This window comes from Blastopirellula sediminis (assembly GCF_020966755.1).
Taxonomy (GTDB): Bacteria; Planctomycetota; Planctomycetia; order Pirellulales; family Pirellulaceae; genus Blastopirellula; species Blastopirellula sediminis.
This window is the reverse complement of the sequence record NZ_JAJKFT010000010.1, coordinates 2,011,950-2,029,743: the sequence shown is the minus strand read 5'-3', so window position 1 is coordinate 2,029,743 and position 17,794 is coordinate 2,011,950. Positions and strand designations below refer to the sequence as shown.

Genomic DNA, 17,794 nt, shown 5'->3' with positions numbered 1-17,794 from the left:
CACTAAAACTGTCCCGGTTGGAATCGTCGTCGTAGACGAGCGCGAAGCCAGATCGCCGACAAGTTCAACATTGCGATGACGGCGATCAGCAGCAAAGTGGTGGTGTAAACCATCGGCTTGGCCGCTTCGCTGTTCTGACTTTGAAAACCAAGGTCGTAAATATGAAAACCCAGATGCATAAAGCTGCGATCGAAGTGCAAAAACGGCGGCGAAAAGTCGATCGGCAGTTCCGGCGCCAGTTTCAACACGCCGACCAGCATCAACGGAGCGACTTCGCCGGCGCCGCGCGCCATCGCCAGAATCATGCCGGTCATGATCCCCGGCAGAGCGTGCGGCAGGACGATGCGCCAAATGGTTTGCCACTTGCTGGCGCCGCAGCCGTACGACCCTTCACGCAACGAGTTGGGAACCGCAGCAAGAGCCTCTTCCGTCGCAACGATCACGACCGGCAGCGTCAACAAAGCGAGCGTAATGCTGGCCCACGCCAAACACCCTTTACCGAACACCGGGTTCGGAAGATGCGACGTGAAGAAGCCGTTGAACTCCGGAGTCGTCGCCAGCGCGGTTACGAACGCGCCGGTCGCCACGATCCAGAGGAGCAGCGCGAACTTGCCGAGCCAGAGGTTTCGACCGCCGGTCAATTGCCGACGATTGCTGACCGCGTACATCGACATCATGAACGCGCCGCACGCCGTCGCCGCCAAGACCATCAGCAACAAATACCAACGGTTGGACGACATCACCGGCAAGTCGGCGTTCCGCGGACCGCCGTCAATAAAGCGTCCGACGTTGCCGATCAAAAAGGCGAAGCCAAACACGCCGAAGACGATGCTCGGCACGCCGGCCAGGTTGTTGATGCTGATGCGAATGGCGCTGACGATCGGGCCGGGCTTGGCGAATTCGCGGAGATAGAGAGCGGCCAGCACGCCGAACGGCACCACAATGACCGACATGATCATCGTCATCGCAACCGTTCCCCAAATCGCCGGGAAGACGCCCCCTTCGGAGTTCGCTTCGCGGGGATCGTCCATCAGAAACTCGCCCCAGCGCGACATGTAAACGCCGAGCTGACCCGCCAGACTCAACCGGTTGGCGGGAAAGGCGAGGACGATTTCCGACAGCGGGATATCCTTGTCGATCTTCTGCGCCGTCTGCATGTGCAGGACGTAGCGAGCGTTCTCTTCATTCAGTTGATTGATCTTCTGCTGCAGCGCGACGGTCCGCTGCGTCGACTCTTCTCGAATCTTCAGGAAGTTGTCGACCGCCCCTTGCGTCGACGGCGGCATGCCCGCGATCAATTCCTTGATTTCCGCGATGCGCTTCTTGGGCTGCGACTGCTGATCGGCCAGATCGGTCGCGAGCCCCTTGACGATCTCCTGGGAGAACTTGGCGAGCGGCGAATCAGCGCCGCTTCGCTTTTCGATCTGCTTGAGGGTAGCCTGGTTCTTTTCACCGATCTCGTCGAGCGTCGCGACCTGACCTTGCAGACGCGCCAGTTCGTTCGCCAATTCGACGACGAAGACGCCGGGGTGGTTGATTTCTTCGTCCCGCAGCGACAACCGGGCGTTTTCTTCTTCGCTGTTAACCTCGCCGACTTCGAACTCTTCGATCTCTTTGCGACGATGCGAACGGCTGATCACTTCGTCATGGAACTCGTTGTATTTGTCCCACGCTTGTTCCGGACCGACCGACGCTTGAACGACGCTGACGACGTTCTCTTCGGCCGATTTGACGTCGGCCAACGGCTTCTCCTCGCCCGACTTCAGCTTCGCCCGCAATTCGCCTTCGAGCGATTTGTTTTCGGCGATGAACGCATCGATGTTAGCGGCCCGCGTTTTGGCCAGTTCCGCTTCGACCGGCGCGAGGGCTTCTTTCAGCTGAGCCGATTGATCGGCGTCGCTGATGCGATACATGTTGCTTTGAATCAGCAGGACGATGTCGTTCAGCTGCTCTTCGTCGGCGGAGATCGGTCGCAGATGGTCGAGTTTGAATTCGACCGGCATCCCGTAGAAACGTCCCCACGAGAGCCGCTCGATCACCATCGCCCATTCGGGCAATTCGGCTTCGGGCTGAACCAGCTCGAACTCGTTCACGGTATGGTAGTGAGTACCTTCCCGGTCGAAGTTCGAGATGATGTCGAAGTTGCCGGTACGATACTGACGCCGTTCGACTTCGACCGGCACGCTGCCGGCCGCTTCGAACTTCTCCAGCGCTTTCTCGCGAGCCTTTTTCAGCTCCGACGGAAACGAGTTGATCAATTGCTCGGTCAACTCGAAGCGTTCAACGCCGGCCGCTTCACCGAGATAAATCGCTCCGTCGACCGTCTCGACCTGGTAGAGCCGCCCTGGCCAGAAGGTGCGCATGCCGTTGTAAATGACGAGCGACAACAGGCCGAAGATCATCAGCAAACAAAGGGCGAGCGATCCGCCGGTCAGCCAGACCATCGGCTCACCCTGCGCAAGGAGCGAGAGTCCCGGTTTGGAAACGTGGCCTCGTTTCTCGCGCGGAGCGGCGGCGGCGTCGTTCTGAGCAGGCGAGGTCATAGTTGGTAAGCTCGTTTACGGAAACGCAGCCGCACAATTTCGGCCGCGGTATTGATCAAAAACGTGATGACGAACAGCACCAGGGCTGCAGCGAACAACATGCGAAAGTGGGTGCTGTTCTCTACCGCTTCGGGCAGTTCGATCGCAATGGTCGCACTGAGCGTGCGGAACCCGCTGAAAATATTCCAATCCGTCACCGGCGTATTACCGCCGGCCATCAGCACGATCATCGTCTCGCCGACCACGCGACCCAGACCAATCATCAATGCCGAGAAGAGCCCGCTCATGGCGGTCGGAATCACCACGCGAACCGTCGTCTGCCACGGTGTGGCGCCGCAGCCGAGCGAAGCGGAACGAAGATGCTTCGGCACTGTCGCCAATGCATCGTCGGCGATCGTGTAAATGATCGGAATCACCGCGAATCCCATCACGAAACCGACGACGAACGAGTTACGCTGGGCGTAGCTGTCGACGAAGGTTCCCCGGGGATCAAACGGCGAACCGCCGAACCAGGTCGGCAACCAGTACAGAAGCGAGGAAACGCCCCACGCCAACAGGAACGCCAGCAGGACCAGCGCGGCGAACTTAATGAGGCTCATCAGCGCGAACTGCGAACGGGTCCACTTGATGGCGTGCATACGGAGATAGGGATTGATGAAGGCGCCGTTCACGAAGAAGGCGAGCATCCCTGCAAGCGGAATCATCAGCATCACCCAGCCGACGACGCCGTTCCCCTTTCCGTCGAGCCATGACTTCACATTGCCGTCGAACGCGAGATGTTCGACCCACGGAGCCAACTGGTAAGAAATGAACAGCCCCAAAAAGAGCGCCGGCACCATAAACCACAGTCGCCATTCTTCCAGGATCAAGCCGATTCGCCGCGGCATCAACTGCCACAGCATCGCCGCCGTGATAAACGTGAGCGGGACGGCGACGATCGTCGTCAGGAAAAAGGGCAAGAACGATTCGACCACCGGAGCGAAAACGATCGCCGCCAAAAATCCGAGCACGACGCTCGGCAGGCTCGCCATCATTTCGACCGTCGGTTTGACGACCGTCCGAACTTTGTACGTAGTGAATTCGCTGGTATAGATCGCCGCCAACAAAGCGATCGGCGCACCGAACAACATCGAGTAGAAGGTCGCCTTGAGCGTACCGGAGATCAGCGGATACAGGCCGAGCTTCATTTCCGGTTCGACGCCGGCCGACGAGCTTTGCCAGATCTGCCGCGGTTTCGGGTACCCTTCGTACCAGACCGGCAAGATCGCCGCGGCGACGCTGATCTCGGGATGTCGAGGATCGAAGTTCCAGAGATAAAGCCCCTTGGTCGACTCGACCAACAGACCGTCATCCTTCGGCGTGATCATGGCGCTGACGACCGGAACGTCGCCAGGCAAATGGCGATCGAGCACCAGCAGCTCGGTCGTCATCTGGTAAACGCGAAAACGGCCCGATTCGTAACCGACCGCCAACATGCGGCTCCGCTCCGAGGCTCGCATCGAAACGACCTTCTCGCCCGGCGCCGATTGCAACACGTGCACGCGAGCCAACGTGAATCCGTCGCTCGTCTTACGGGCTTGAATTTCGGGATCGTCGGTTTCGGCGGCGCGAACCAGGAACCAACCGCTCGCTCCACCGTCGCTATCGCCAACAAAGACCGTCTCGCGACCGAGAATGAAGTCGCACACGGTCAACTCGGCGTCGGTATCGGGGAGGAGGTCGATCTTTTCGGCCGGCGCTAGACGAAAGCCGTTCTCTCCGTTTTCACGAACGAAGCGAACCATTTGCCCCGATTTCCACGCGAGCAGAATGTCGTTGCCGCGCGCTGTTTGCAACAGGAACTGCGGACGCTCCCCTTGAATCTCGGCGATGTCCAGCTCGATCATGTCGTTCTTCAGCGTGATGTCGCCAGAGAGGAAGTCCTCCTCTTCCAGCACCAGGCCGTAACGCAGCTTCCCGTCGGCGGAATAGCTGACGTACTTGCGATCGTCCTTTGAGACGCTGACCGAGTTGCCGCCGCTGGCCGCTTCCGGCACATGGTCAAGCATCAGGATCGCCTTGTCGGAAACCTTCAGCGGCTCCATCGCGCTCGACTCAAGTACCTGCAAGCGGTACTGACCTTGCGAAGTCAGTTCGATGACGCCGGTTTCGTCGTCGCTCGGCTTGTAGGTCGCCAGTTCGCCCGGCTTCATGCCATGAAATTCTTCGGGCGCGTTGACCGCGTCGATAAACGACGTCTTGAAGTGGACGTCGGCGAACTGAATCGTGCCGTCCAGAAAGCCAAGCAGCAGACCGCCGCGACCGACCGAGGTCGAAATGGCGGAGAGTTTTTTGTCTTGGAAAAGCCGGGTTTCGCCCAGCTTTTCGCCGTTGTCGACCCGAAACGATTCGAGCCGACCGTCGTCAAACAAGACCCAGCCGATCGTGCGGTATTCATCAACCGCCAGATGAACCGGCTTGGCTGAACCCCAGTGGGTCTCGCGCGAAACTTCGCCAGTGATCGAAGCCGGCAATCCGAGCGGCGCGACGCGAGCGACCAGAACGACGAAGACCGCCATGACGGCGACGATCGTGCCGATACCGCCAACCGTAATCACAAACTCCGACAGAACGTCGGCGGCGGCGACCGTCCAGCGCGTCTTCATGCGACGTCGGCGGCCGGAGAAACTCTTTTCGTCTTGCGACATGGGGCTGGGCTAGTCCGGCGGGAGTCTCGTTCAAACCGAGACGCTGGAAACAGAAAAACGCGCCGCCCCTTCGAACCGAAGAGGCGACGCGGCGAATATCAATAAGCGTCCGCGACTAGTTCTTCAGAATCATGTCGAGCTGACGCTGGGCCTGCTTGGCGGTCAGCGGCAAGTAGCCGTCTTTCACGACCGCTTCCTGGCCTTCCTTGCTGAAGACGTACTTGATGAACTCCAAGCGAAGCGGATCAAGCTGTTCGTTCGGCTTGCGATTGACGCTCAGGTAGAGGAAACGCGACAGCGGGTAGCTGCTAACCGTTTCCAGCGACGGTTCGACGAATTTGTCGCCGGTCTTGGAGAGCGGGACGACGCGAACGGCGGCGGTCTTGTAGCCGATGCCGCTGTAGCCGATGGCGGCGACGTCGTTGGCGACCCCTTGGATCACGGCCGAGCTGCCCGGCTGTTCCTTCACCGACGACTTGTAGTCGCCATCGAACAGCGCCTTTTCCTTGAAGTAACCGTAGGTGCCCGAAGCCGAGTTACGACCGTACAGGCTGATCGCGCGGCTGGCCCAAGCCCCTTCCAGACCGAGCTGACCCCAAGTGGTGACGTCATCTTTCGCGCCCCCTTTGCGGGTGCTGCTGAAGATCGAGTCGAGTTGTTCCAACGACAGCCCCTTCACCGGGTTGTCTTTGTGAACGAAGACGGCCAGCATATCGATCGAGGTGCCGAGCTGGGTCGGCTTGTAACCGTAGGCCTTTTCAAAAGCGTCGATTTCCGATTCCTTCATCGGGCGGCTCATCGGACCGAAGGTGGCGGTCCCCTTGGTCAGCGCGGCCGGAGCGGTCGACGAACCCTTGCCTTCGATTTCGATGGTGACGCCCGGATAGAACTTCTGGAAACCTTCGGCCCACAAGGTCATCAGGTTGTTCATGGTGTCGGAACCCATGCTGCTGATGTTTCCGTTGACGCCTTGAACTGGTTTGTAGGACGGCAAAGCGGAGTCAACTTGGACTTGCGCCGAGGCGGCAAGCGGAGCGGCTACCGCCAAGGCGGCGACCATAAAGATGTTCCGGCAGCGGTTCATAGTGGGTGCATCCCTCTGAAAAATGTCACAGTTTTAATTCCCCCCGGCCCCTACCGGCTGCGGCGGACGCGAAAAAGCGTCCCGCTATCATGACGCACGATTATTAAGATTAAATTAAGAAGCTGTGAACAAGCGTTAAAAACGTTCTTCCGCAACTTTGGCGAAACCCAATATGCGGCAATCACTAATGCTTGGAGAATACGAAAAGAACTCGTAAATCCTCGAAGAATATTTTATGAAGAATCCGTGTGCAAACGGCCCACGGGGGGCGTCTTCCGAAGGAAGGAAAGTTTAGATCGACTTGGTCGCCACTTCAACCACCGACAACAGCCCGTCGCCGTCCCGATCGAGCTCGTCAAATTGGCTCCGGCTCCCTAAAAACTCGGTCCAACTGACGTCCCCATCCCCGTTGAAGTCCATCCCCTGATGCCAATCGGGCCGCCCCTCGATCGGCGTCGGAACGACGCGAGCCGGCATCGTCGAACCGTCCCGATCTCCCCCCCGATAGACGACCAGACCACCAAACGCGGGGAATTCCTCCAGATCGACCTCCTGGTCTCCATTGGCGTCGAGCTGCCGCAGTTTCTCGCTCGCGATCCGCAATTCCCGAATCGCCAATCGACCATCTCCGTTTTCGTCCAGCGCCGCAAACAGCGGATCGATCACCGCCGTCCGTTGCACCCGGATCTGGCAGGCCTTCACCAGGTCGATGTTAGTCAGCGCGGCCTGTAGCTCCTCGAGGGTGACCTGGTCATCTTCATCCGAGTCGACCATCTCAAAAGTGAGCCGCTCCGCCAGGTTCGGCGGAAATTCATCCTTGTCGAGATAGTTGTTCTTATCTCTGTCGTTAAGCGCGAGTGCGTTCTTGGCTCGCAAGCCGCTGAGGGACGACTCCACATAACCATCGCCCATCCATCCGGCGACTTCAATATCGTCGACCGCATGAATCAACAGCCGGCCATTGCCGTCGACCAGCGCCTTGCTCTCGACGTACCCGGCCTCCTGGAGCGTGCACTTCGCATCGTCGGCCAGCGTCAATGCGTAGAACTCTTCCCCTTCCTTCCGGGCGCCATAGCGAATCTCTAAAGTGGCGCTGGGAGGTAACTCGGCAATTCGTGGAATCTCGCGATACTCGAGATAGCCATCTTCATCCTCGTCGACCATCACCAACGGCGAGTTTTCGCCGAACAGGGCCGCCACTTCCACCGACGAGCCAAAGTTGTAAATCGACTCGATCGAACGCAGGACGTTCGGCCACGACGTATTCTCATCCAGCACGTACGCTCCTTGCTCTCCGCGCCAATCGTCCCCCGATCCCATCGCCATCATCGGGCTGCGCGGCGGCGCCAGTTCGGCAGCGGAGATGATGCCGTCGGCATCGGCGTCACGAGCCTTCAAGACGTTGGTCGCGTCGGCGATCTCGTCGGCCGAGAGTCGCTGATCGCCATTGCGGTCGAGCACCCGCAACATGTTCGACGCTTCCCGACTATGCCGGAACGACGCATGGGCGCGAGGATCGACCGAAAACTCACGAGCCTTTCCCCGATTGCGGGTTAACAGACGAGGAGTTTCTTCGGCGTCGACGCGTCCGTTGCGATTCACGTCGTACAACTTGATCAGTCGGTCGCGCTCTTGCGGCTTCGTAAAGGAGAGATTGCCGAACTGCCCCCGATTGAAGTTTGGGTTGTCGGCCAGTTCGTTCCAGGTCGCGATCCCATCGCCGTCGGTGTCGGCCATCGCGAGCACCTTGTCGGAAAGAACTTGCAGCGCCTCCTCAAATGGCCGTCCGTCGATCCAAAGATACACGTCCAACAGCAGCGGCTGCCGATCGGCCATCACCAGCAACTTCTGTGGGGTTGGGCGTTTGACCTCAGGCACTTCTATTGGAGGCTCGACAGGTGCTTCGGCGACGACCGGCTCTTCCACCGGCATCGGTTCGACCGCGACGTTTTCGGTCTCGATCTCGACTTGCGAGATCGTCGTATTGGCCGGAGGGGGCGTAACCTGCGGTTCGCCGGGACGACAGCCTCCTAACCCAATCAGCAGCACGCCGATCCAACCAAGTTTCTTAGGAGAGCAAAGCACGAATCGGCGCCCCCTCGCTGATTTTGATCGGCCGTGCCAAGGGAGAGATATTCTCGGTCGCCGGATCGACGCCGACCGCTGTGCAAAGCGTCGCGATCAATTCGGGCACGTCGGCCTTGCCGTCGACCACCTCCTCGCCACCTTCGCTGGTTGAACCATAAGCCTGACCGCCGGCGATGCCGCCGCCGGCCAAGACGCACGACCAGGCGTCGGGAAAGTGATCGCGTCCGGCGTTGCCGTTAATGACCGGCGTCCGTCCAAATTCCCCCATCCACAAGATCGTGGTCGATTCGAGCAAACCTCGTTCGTCCAACTCGCGCATCAGCGTCGACCACCCGCGATCGAGCTCTTCCGACAATCGTTTGACGCCGGCGAAGTTCGCTTGATGCGTGTCCCAGCCAAGTCCGTCGCCGCCGTGCGTCACTTCGACAAACGGCACTCCCCGCTCAATCAAGCGGCGGGCGATCAAACAACCTTGGCCAAAACGGCCGTTACCATACGACTCACGGACGGCGTCTTCCTCTTGATGCAAATCGAAGGCGGCCGCCGCTTCCGGGTTCATCATCCGGACCGCGCGGCGAAAAACCGTATCGTGCGACTTGGGCGCCGCGGCGTCGCGCTGCGTAAGAAACTCTTCTTGCTGACCGCGCCACAGTTTCATTCGCGCTTCGGCACGTTCCGGAGATACTTCTCCCGGCAGTTGCAGAAAGTCGACTCCCAGATCAACCGGCCCAGGCGTTTCTCCATCCTGCTGCGGCGGTCCATACATCGCACGCTGGCCGACGGTCGTGGCGGCATATTTCGGCCCGAGAAACCCGCCGCTGATCGCCGCTTGGCTAAGGGCAGAGTTCGGATTGACCGAAACGAAGTTCGGCAGATCGGCCTGCGGATCGCCGAGCGCTTTCGAGAGCGTCGCACCAATCGCCGGATAGCGGAGCGGTCCGCCGGGGCGTTGCCCGGTGTGCATCAGATAGGCGCCGCGCTGATGATCTCCCTCTTTGGTGCTCATGCCGCGCAAGATCGCCAAGCGATCGGCCTGCTTGGCCAACATCGGCAGATGCTCGCTGATCTTGAGACCAGGAACGCTCGTTTCAATCTCTTTGTACTCGCCGCCGTTGGCATGCCCCGGCTTCAGGTCGAACGTATCCATCTGGCTCGGTCCGCCTGACATCCAGAGGACGATGCAGCGGCGCTTGCTCTGTTGCTGAGACGCGGCCTGCACGAGCGCCGGCAACCACGAACAACTCGCGGCGCCCACCAGCGCTCGCTGCAGAAATCGTCGTCGATCGATTCCAGCCATCGCAGTTCTCTTGTTAATGATTGAGCATGAATTCCGCGCTGGCGGCGACTGCCCAGAGCAAATCGCCGAGCGCCTGTTTCTTTCCGCCGGGGGAAGCGGCCGCCAAATAGTCGCCAAAGCGCTTTTGCTCTTCGTCGGTTGGTCGTCGAGAGTAAGCGGCGAGCGCGATCAACTCGACTCGCTGCTCATCGCTGAAGAACGGCGCTTCGAGCGACTTTAAGAACCCGCTTGTCTCCGGCGCTGTCGCCAACGAAACCGGCGGGCCGTTCATCAAAGCCAACGCCTGCGGGGCGCCGGTCTCGAAGTCGGTCCGATCCAGCGACACGGTTCGCATCCGGGCGACAAATTGCAGCCGCTGTTGCGATTGATCGAAGAACTGAGCCGGCTGGCCATTCTGATCATTCGTCGGCTCTTTGATCAAACCAAGGCGAAGCACGCTGTCATACAACTGCTCCGGCGAGAGGGACTTGATCGCCACGTTGGCGAACAGTTCCGGCCGCTGACCCTCGACGTTTTGGCTGCTGCGAGCGTACGCATCGGTCAGCGCGATCGTTCGCAGAAGCTGCCGTAAATCAAAGCCCGACTCGACAAAGTATTCCGTCAGCTCGTCCATCAGCTCCGGGTGACTCGGCGGATTGATCGGCGAGAGATCATCGACCGGTTCGACCAGTCCCCGCCCAAAGAGATGAGCCCAAGCCCAATTCACCGCACGCCGCGCGGTGTAAGGGTTATCGCGAGCGACCATCCAAACGGCGAGCTTCTGCCGGCGCGAACCGCCAAAGCGATCGCTCGGAACGCCACCGCCGGGATACAGAGGAGAGACCGTATCTTCCGACTCCGGAATCTTCACTTCGCCCGACTCGCGATCACGAATCGAGATCCGCCCCATGTTTTCGTTTTGGCGTTCCACTTGCGCGAAGAAGGCGGCGTAGCCCCAAAAGTCACGCTGCTTCCACGAGTCGAACGGATGATCGTGACACTCGGCACACTGAATATGAAGTCCGAGAAAAATCCGCGACGTCTCGGCCGCCAACTGCTCCGGCTTCAGGTCGAGAGCGTCGTAGAAGTAGACCGGACCGTCTCGCTCGCTGCTGGCGGTGATGAACTGCTCGACGATGCGATCGTAGCGAGCATTCTCCGAGAACTGTTCCCGCAGCCAAGACTGGAGCGCGAATTGGTTTTGCAACTGCTGAAAGTCTTCCGTCGGCTTCAAGATCACTTCGCGCCATGTACTGGCCAGATGCGATGCGAACGCCGGCGAAGCCAACAACCGATCGATCAACTGACGACGCTTTTCGGGCGAGCTGTCGGCCAGGTAATCGCGCGTGATCGCCACCGGCGGGATCGCGCCGTTTAGATCGAGATAAGCACGGCGGAGGAACTCACCATCGTCGGCCGGAGGCGCCGGCTCTACCCCTTCCTCTTTCAGTCGCTCAAGCAGCAGCTGATCAATCCGGGCCGTCATCTGGGCGGAGCGGTCTTGCGCATCTTCGGCAACCGCCCCCGCTGCAAGAAACAACGACGACAACATCGCCAGGCAGATGAGCGAACGACACAACATGGCGCAACAACGGGGAAAGAGGAGATGGGTGCGACACTCCCGCATTCTAGCGGATCATCTTGCGTATGCGAACGAATTGGGGGGAATTTCTCCACCCAGTACCACGCAACTGGTAAAGCCGTGACCTCCAGGGATTCGCTAGACTAGAGCAAACATTTTCTGACAGCGCATTCCTTGACGTACACCAATGACCGCACCTGCAACGACGCCATCGCCCGAAGTCTCGATCTGGCGTCGACTTTGGCTTCGCCGACAATTAGCAATCGCAGTGCTAGCGATTATTGGCATCGCTATTCACTTGGTGCTGCGGTTCGGGATGAGCGTCTCGCCGACGACTTTCAACCTTCCGCTCTGGATCACGCTCGCGGTCGGCGGAATCCCGCTGATCTTGGAACTGCTTGATAAGGTCGTCCATCTCGAATTCGGCGCCGACCTGCTGGCCGGCATCTCGATCGTTTCGTCAGCGCTACTGGAAGAGTACTTGGCCGGATCAATCGTCGTGCTGATGCTCTCCGGCGGCGAGGCGCTCGAATCGTTCGCCGTTGGTCGAGCGTCAGCCGTATTGAAGGCGCTGGCCAAACGCCTCCCTTCGGTCGCTCATCGTCGCAACGACTCTGAACTAGAAGATGTTGCGGTCAACGCGATTGAGGTGGGAGATATCCTCGTCATCCTTCCGCACGAAGTCTGTCCGGTCGACGGCGTCGTCATCGAAGGGCACAGCGTCATGGACGAATCGTACCTCACCGGCGAACCCTACATGATGTCAAAAACGCCCGGCGTGAGCGTCATGTCAGGCGCCGTCAACGGCGATGGCGCCCTGACGATCCAAGCGGAACGCCAAGCGGTCGACTCCCGCTACGCCAAGATCATGGAAGTGATGCTAAAGGCGGAGCAGCAGCGGCCGCGCATGCGTCGTCTGGCCGATCAGCTGGGCGCTTTCTACACGCCGCTGGCGCTGATCGTTGCGGGAATCGCGTGGTACCTGAGTGGCGAAGCGACCCGCTTTTTGGCGGTGATCGTCGTTGCAACCCCCTGCCCTTTGCTGATCGCGATTCCGGTGGCGATTATCGGATCGATTTCGCTGGCGGCGCAGATGGGGATTATCATCCGCATCCCGGCGGCGCTGGAAGGAATCGATCGCTGCCGCACGGTGATATTCGACAAGACCGGAACGCTGACCTACGGCGAACCTCGCATTTATGAACAATGGACGCCGGAAGAGGCCGATCCCCTGGAGACGTTGGCGCTGGTCGCCAGCTTGGAACGCTACTCGAAACATCCGCTCGCCGAAGCGATTCAGAGAGAAGCGGGAGCGGCGGCGGTCGCCGTGTACGACGTAACCGAAGTGAGCGAACGTCCCGGCGAAGGGATGCGCGGGATCGTTCATGGTCGCAACGTCTGGATCACCAGCCGCAAACTGCTGCTGAAACAACAGCCCGACGCAGCGCTTCCCGAGCAACATGGCGGGCTGGAATGCGTGATCCTGGTCGATGAGAAATTGGCCGCGGTTTATTTCTTCCGCGACGCTCCGCGCCGCGAAGGGAAGCGGTTCATCGACCATCTCGGCCCGCGCCACAACATCGAAAAATTGATGCTGGTCACCGGCGACCGCGAGTCGGAAGCGAAGTTCCTCGCCGAGCAGGTTGGCATCACTGAGGTCCACTTCAACCAGACGCCGGAAGAAAAGCTGGAGTTGGTTCGCCGCGAAACGGCCACCGCCGATACGCTGTTTGTCGGCGACGGCATCAACGACGCCCCCGCTTTGGCGACCGCTACCGTCGGCGTGGCGTTCGGACAAAACAGCGACGTGACCACTGAAGCGGCGGCGGTCGTAGTTCTCGACAGTTCGCTCGAAACAGTCGACAAGCTGCTCCATATCGGTCGCCGAATGCGGCGAATCGCTTTGGAAAGCGCGGTCGGCGGGATCGCCCTGAGCATGATCGGAATGTTGATCGCCGCCGCCGGCTGGCTGCCACCTGTGGCGGGGGCAATTTCGCAAGAGGTGATCGACGTGGTGGTCGTACTGAATGCCCTGCGAGCGGCGTTTCCCCCGCGTGAGCTAACCGACTACGATAAGTAGCTGTCGTCTGGCCCCGCTTCGCTTGCACCACGAAGGATTACGCCCATGTCACGCTTCTGGATCGCGCTTGTCTGCGCATCGACCCTTACGTTAACGGCCCCGGTACGCGGCGAAGAGCCCGGCGAAGGCTTGATCGACGGACTGATCGCGCAGATCCGCCGCTTGGAAGCGAGGCTGGAACGAGTCGAGGCTCAGACCGACAAAAACAACGCCGAAATCGAACGCGCCCAGTCGCAAGCGATTCCGCCGAAAGTCATGGCGGAACTGCTCGAAGGAATGGCGAAGCTCAACATGCGCATTGACCAGAACAGCGCCGCAATTGAACGCACGCAGTCTCAAACGGTTCCGCCCAAGGTGATGGAGGATCTGCGGGAAGGCCTGCAGCGAATCCATGGACGAGTCGAAAAGAACAGCGCCGCAATCGACCGTGCCGCGGCAAGCGAACTGCCGCCAAAGTTTCTTCCGGAGTTGCTTGAGCGTCTGACGAAGATCAACGAACGAGTCGAACGGAACAGCGCGGCGATCGAGCGCGCGAACGCCAGCGAACTGCCGCCGAAGTTTGTTCCGGAATTGCTTGAGCGCCTGGAAAGACTCGACATTCGCGTCGATAAGAATAGCGCCGCAATCGATCGGGCCGAAAAGACGCCGGCCAAACCGCTGGTGATCGCCGAAGCGAAACAACCGAAGGTTGTAAAAGCGAAGAAGCAGGAAGAATCGCTCTCGCTTGACTGGAAGCCGAAAGAGCCGCTCGACTTTGCAGGCCAGTGGCTGATGACGCTGCCCCTGGGCGCCGAGCACCAGATCGTCATCAAAGAGACCGGCGACGACCAATTCAAGCTTGTCCGTCCGAAGCTAAACATGGCCGGCATCTACAAAGCGAGCGGCGGAAAGCTGATGATCACAAAGCCGGACGACAAGCGTTTAACCGGCTTCGTTTGGACGGCGATCAATCGCAATACGTTGGTCCTGACCGGCGAACCCCCTGTCGAGCGCACCGGTTCAAGCTACCTCGGCGCGACCCTTACGCGCCAGATCCCATCGCCGGGAGAGTCGCAGTAATCGCCTCGTTAGAAGCGCGGACTTCCGGGAAGATCTTCTTCACACCTTGGCGGCCGAGCAGGAATCGCTGGCAAACCAGACCAACGCCCCCTTCGCCGTGGCAAACCACTTCGAAGATCGGTTCGCGGTGCGGCAGGACCGTGGCGCGGAAGATCGGACCGCTGAATTCCACTTCGTAGCTCGCCGCTTCGTGAAAGGCGGGATCGGTCAGCACGACGACGTGACGCTTGGTCGCTTCAACCGGCTTGGTTTGATCCGCTTCCGAAGCGAACAGCAGCATTTTGCGCTCTCCGCCCCCTTTCATGACGACGTCGCGTTCGGCGACGAGCGAGTAATCGCGTTGCCACAGCCCTTCAGGACGTTGATAGCCTTCAACCATGCAGGTGCGGCGGACAATCCACAAGGCGTTATCGCCGTACAGCGGATACGCGAGGACAGCCAACATCACCGCGGCCAACATCGTCGCAATCCAATTCGGAGTCTTCTTCTGTTCGTTCATAGTACTTGCCAACTTTCTGGGATCTCTGTTCCGGGAGGTCTTAGTAAGGTGGGATCGGTCTAGGAGGAAAAATCGGGGGAGGCCGACGCCGTGACGACGTCGCCATAGGTGGGATCAAACTGCGAGGGAGCGGGGAAGTCGTCTCGATACGCTTGCTCGACTCCGTGCGGAGTCAGGCGAAAATGAACCGAATGGATGTGGTTCGGGCCATCTTCAACCACAATCTCCACGACCGGGTGGATGCGTGGAATTAAAGAAACGCCGGCGAGCTTGCCCGCGACGTCGAGTTGGTAGGCGCCTTGAGAGACGTAATCCAGGTCGGTCAACACAACCTGACGATGTTGATTGCCGCTGCCGCTAGGATCGACATGGCTGAAGACCAGGACGCGTCCCTGGCTGCCGTCGCACCAGTGATACTCTTCGTCGATGTCGAGTTGGAATCGCCCCGACTTGCCCGGCAACGATTGTTGGTACTCATGCACGAGCGAGATGCGACGAGCCGCGCGAAGAACATGGTCTCCGTACATCGGCGCCGCCAACAACAGTAGCAACGCGGCCGCAATCCAGGTTTGCAGCGTGACCTTCTTCATTCTCTTCAACATTGTTCCAGCCCCTTGGTGCTGTTAGGTCGCGATTGGGTTTCGCGTGGGTTCCAGCGACGATGGGGAATCGTGTGGAAACCCGATGACTTACTCGGCAGGCATTCGCTGGTTTTTGGGGCGCCCAGCGAACGAGCGTCATCATGACAAATGGGGCGGAACGATGATTGCCGTTTGTTTGCGTGCTAGCGACCGCAGAAAACGACTAACCGCAAAAGAATCGGGGAATTTTGCGCGAATTACTGCCCAAATATCTGGCTGTGGAAAATGGCTTGCCGCTGCCTGGCATTAAGAAGGAATCTGCCGCCATAGAAATTGGGCGTTTATTGACCTGCGGATGCCCGATATTTTCCCACAAAACCGAAAATTAACCGCCTGAAGGGAATTTTAACCAACCAAAGCCCCTAAGAAACATCTTTTACAATTTATTTTAGGTTTTCACTTTGCGCAAAGGCGCATGCCCAAGCATTTAGCAGCCCCTCGTCAGGCTCGAATCAGGTACTTATTCAATAGCGTTTCCACGCTAATGCAGTGACTCGCGACTCGCTCCGACTCACGAACCTCTGGATCGACCGCCACCGCAGCGATATCTTCGCGGAGCATCTCCATGATTTCGCGCGTCTGGGCCATCGTTTCGAGCGTCTCAATCACGCCGGCGTCGCCGGTCTTGATTAAATACTCATCCGCCAACTGGCTATTGGAAAAGAGGCAGAGGACCACCACCTCATTTCCTTCCACGTCCAGACCGACGATCGAACTGAAACCGGTCTCCTGCCGCAGCAAGAACACTGGGTAATTCCAGGGCGAGTAATCGACTTCGAGTCGATCGTTGAGCAACGTCTCGACCGTCGCCGTCCAGGCGGCGTTCACATCGTTTTCGAGCGGATCGGGATCGAAACAGACCATCGTCACGGGAGCCCGCAAACTCTCCAGCAGCCAGGCGAACTCACGGTCGTTGTTCAATTGCCGTGGGGCGCCAAGGATCCCGAACTGCTGCATGAAGTCGAGCGCCTTCTCTTCGGAGGTGAGTGCGACCAACAATTGCCGCGACTCATCCTGCGGATCGACGATCGAAGCGTAGCCGCCGGCATGAGCGACTAAATAAAGCGGGTACTTCCACGTGTAGGACATGAGTTCGGTTTCCTTCATTTCTCGGGCGCACGCCGGCGGCGATGCGGCTTGTTATTGGGCGGCGGTCGCCGCGGCGGCGATTCGGCGATTCTCGCGACGCACCAGCTGTCCACAGGCGGCGTCGACGTCAGCGCCCAGCGAATAGCGAATCGTGACGGTATACCCTTCAGCCCGCAGCGCGGCGCCAAACGCTTCCCGCTCTTCCTTCGACGTTCCTTCCAGGTGCGGCGCCGCATCGACCCGATTATAGGGAATCAAGTTGATATGGACCGGTAAGCCGCGGAGATACTCGGCCAGCGCCGCCCGATCTTCCGGTCCATCGTTAATCCCGCGCAACATCAGGTACTCAATCATGATCGACTGCTCGCCGATGGCGGCGACCTGCTCCAGCGCCGCACGCAACTCTTTCAAGTCGTACTTAGCCGCCAGCGGAATGATCTCCTCGCGTCGCGACTGAATCGCGCTGTGCAAGCTGAGAGCGAGATTCACACCGGGAAACTTGCGGGCGAACTCGACCATCGCGCTGGGCAACCCAACGGTCGAAACGAGCGTCCGCCGCGGCGATTGATCAAATCCAAGCGGAGAGACCAGCTTCTCGAGCGTCTCGTGAACGGCGGCGACGTTGTGAAATGGCTCCCCCATCCCCATGAAGACGATGTTGCGAATCTTGCGACCTTCCGGCTTCAGCATTTGATTCGCTTGCACGACCTGGTCAAGGATCTGCGGCGCCGACAGACTGCGGGCGATCCCCATTTTGCCGGTCGCACAAAAGTCGCAATTCGCCGCGCAGCCGACCTGCGACGAAACGCACAGCGCGGTCCGCCCTGACGCGACCCGCAAGATTACTGACTCGAGCAACAGCCCGTCGCTGGTGCGGAAGAGCAATTTCGATGCGCCGTCCAACTGCGAATCGAACCGCTGATCGAGCGTCAGCTCATGAAAGCGGATCTCGTTGGCGAACGCCTGTTGCGCATCGGCCGGCAGTTCGGCGAGCGCCTCTGCGTCCGAGCCCTGCAGCTTCAGCAGTCGCGTCCGCAACCTCCGCAAGCGATGCGGATCGAGGGCCAAGCGTTTACGGAGCGACTCCACCGCGACGTCGTCATGAATGCTATGCAGCATGGCCCCACTTTCGGCAGGACGGCTTTGCGCTTTTCGATAGATCGATC

At 59.5% G+C, this 17,794-nt stretch carries 12 protein-coding genes; 2 read left to right on the top strand and 10 right to left on the bottom strand.

Features of this window, described 5'->3' with window-relative positions; translation table 11 throughout:
- Positions 1-2 precede the first annotated feature (2 nt).
- The 6 genes from LOC68_RS19785 to LOC68_RS19760 all read right to left on the bottom strand — a co-directional run bounded on the left by LOC68_RS19785 (position 3) and on the right by LOC68_RS19760 (position 11,260).
- The gene (locus LOC68_RS19785) at positions 3-2,543 is read right to left on the bottom strand and encodes a phosphate ABC transporter permease PstA (protein ID WP_230221945.1); all 2,541 of its coding nucleotides are present in this window, start codon (positions 2,541-2,543) and stop codon (positions 3-5) included.
- Complete coding sequence (locus LOC68_RS19780) at positions 2,540-5,230, bottom strand: ABC transporter permease subunit (RefSeq protein ID WP_230221943.1); 2,691 nt, start codon at positions 5,228-5,230, stop codon at positions 2,540-2,542. Before LOC68_RS19780 ends, LOC68_RS19785 begins: the two co-directional genes overlap by 4 nt.
- A gap of 115 nt (positions 5,231-5,345) precedes the next feature.
- The gene (locus LOC68_RS19775) at positions 5,346-6,314 is read right to left on the bottom strand and encodes a PstS family phosphate ABC transporter substrate-binding protein (protein ID WP_230221941.1); all 969 of its coding nucleotides are present in this window, start codon (positions 6,312-6,314) and stop codon (positions 5,346-5,348) included.
- A 291-nt stretch (positions 6,315-6,605) separates the two neighbouring features.
- Positions 6,606-8,399 (bottom strand): hypothetical protein, encoded by a 1,794-nt coding sequence (locus LOC68_RS19770; RefSeq protein WP_230221939.1) that lies wholly within the window; start codon positions 8,397-8,399, stop codon positions 6,606-6,608.
- Positions 8,383-9,699, bottom strand: coding sequence for a DUF1501 domain-containing protein (locus tag LOC68_RS19765; RefSeq protein WP_230221937.1), 1,317 nt, complete (start codon positions 9,697-9,699; stop codon positions 8,383-8,385). Before LOC68_RS19765 ends, LOC68_RS19770 begins: the two co-directional genes overlap by 17 nt.
- Positions 9,700-9,712: 13 nt before the next feature.
- Positions 9,713-11,260, bottom strand: coding sequence for a DUF1549 and DUF1553 domain-containing protein (locus LOC68_RS19760; protein WP_230221936.1), 1,548 nt, complete (start codon positions 11,258-11,260; stop codon positions 9,713-9,715).
- 187 nt (positions 11,261-11,447) lie between these two features.
- On the opposite strand from LOC68_RS19760, the gene LOC68_RS19755 reads away from it, so the two are divergent.
- Together LOC68_RS19755 and LOC68_RS19750 are read left to right on the top strand one after the other, a co-directional pair.
- Positions 11,448-13,340, top strand: a complete 1,893-nt coding sequence (locus tag LOC68_RS19755; RefSeq protein ID WP_230221933.1) for a heavy metal translocating P-type ATPase — start codon at positions 11,448-11,450, stop codon at positions 13,338-13,340.
- A gap of 45 nt (positions 13,341-13,385) precedes the next feature.
- On the top strand, positions 13,386-14,399 hold the full coding sequence (locus LOC68_RS19750; protein WP_230221931.1) for a hypothetical protein: 1,014 nt from the start codon (positions 13,386-13,388) through the stop codon (positions 14,397-14,399).
- On the opposite strand, the gene LOC68_RS19745 is transcribed toward LOC68_RS19750, so the two are convergent.
- From LOC68_RS19745 to rlmN, 4 genes are all read right to left on the bottom strand, one after another.
- Positions 14,362-14,898 (bottom strand): hypothetical protein, encoded by a 537-nt coding sequence (locus tag LOC68_RS19745; protein ID WP_230221929.1) that lies wholly within the window; start codon positions 14,896-14,898, stop codon positions 14,362-14,364. The genes LOC68_RS19750 and LOC68_RS19745 overlap by 38 nt on opposite strands.
- Before the next feature lie 59 nt (positions 14,899-14,957).
- Positions 14,958-15,500, bottom strand: a complete 543-nt coding sequence (locus tag LOC68_RS19740) for a hypothetical protein (protein WP_230221927.1) — start codon at positions 15,498-15,500, stop codon at positions 14,958-14,960.
- Between the two features lie 480 nt (positions 15,501-15,980).
- The gene (locus tag LOC68_RS19735; RefSeq protein ID WP_230221925.1) at positions 15,981-16,628 is read right to left on the bottom strand and encodes a hypothetical protein; all 648 of its coding nucleotides are present in this window, start codon (positions 16,626-16,628) and stop codon (positions 15,981-15,983) included.
- Positions 16,629-16,679: 51 nt separating this feature from the next.
- Positions 16,680-17,747, bottom strand: coding sequence for a 23S rRNA (adenine(2503)-C(2))-methyltransferase RlmN (gene rlmN, locus LOC68_RS19730; protein WP_230221923.1), 1,068 nt, complete (start codon positions 17,745-17,747; stop codon positions 16,680-16,682).
- Positions 17,748-17,794: the final 47 nt, after the last annotated feature.

What these genes read in the sequence shown, in the direction of transcription:
- LOC68_RS19745 (WP_230221929.1), bottom strand. Translation starts at nt 14,898, where the DNA reads ATGAACGAACAGAAGAAGACTCCGAATTGGATTGCGACGATGTTGGCC.
- LOC68_RS19760 (WP_230221936.1), bottom strand. Translation starts at nt 11,260, where the DNA reads ATGTTGTGTCGTTCGCTCATCTGCCTGGCGATGTTGTCGTCGTTGTTT.
- LOC68_RS19755 (WP_230221933.1), top strand. Translation starts at nt 11,448, where the DNA reads ATGACCGCACCTGCAACGACGCCATCGCCCGAAGTCTCGATCTGGCGT.
- LOC68_RS19780 (WP_230221943.1), bottom strand. Translation starts at nt 5,230, where the DNA reads ATGTCGCAAGACGAAAAGAGTTTCTCCGGCCGCCGACGTCGCATGAAG.
- LOC68_RS19765 (WP_230221937.1), bottom strand. Translation starts at nt 9,699, where the DNA reads ATGGCTGGAATCGATCGACGACGATTTCTGCAGCGAGCGCTGGTGGGC.
- LOC68_RS19740 (WP_230221927.1), bottom strand. Translation starts at nt 15,500, where the DNA reads ATGTTGAAGAGAATGAAGAAGGTCACGCTGCAAACCTGGATTGCGGCC.
- LOC68_RS19785 (WP_230221945.1), bottom strand. Translation starts at nt 2,543, where the DNA reads ATGACCTCGCCTGCTCAGAACGACGCCGCCGCCGCTCCGCGCGAGAAA.
- LOC68_RS19735 (WP_230221925.1), bottom strand. Translation starts at nt 16,628, where the DNA reads ATGTCCTACACGTGGAAGTACCCGCTTTATTTAGTCGCTCATGCCGGC.
- LOC68_RS19750 (WP_230221931.1), top strand. Translation starts at nt 13,386, where the DNA reads ATGTCACGCTTCTGGATCGCGCTTGTCTGCGCATCGACCCTTACGTTA.
- LOC68_RS19775 (WP_230221941.1), bottom strand. Translation starts at nt 6,314, where the DNA reads ATGAACCGCTGCCGGAACATCTTTATGGTCGCCGCCTTGGCGGTAGCC.
- rlmN (WP_230221923.1), bottom strand. Translation starts at nt 17,747, where the DNA reads ATGCTGCATAGCATTCATGACGACGTCGCGGTGGAGTCGCTCCGTAAA.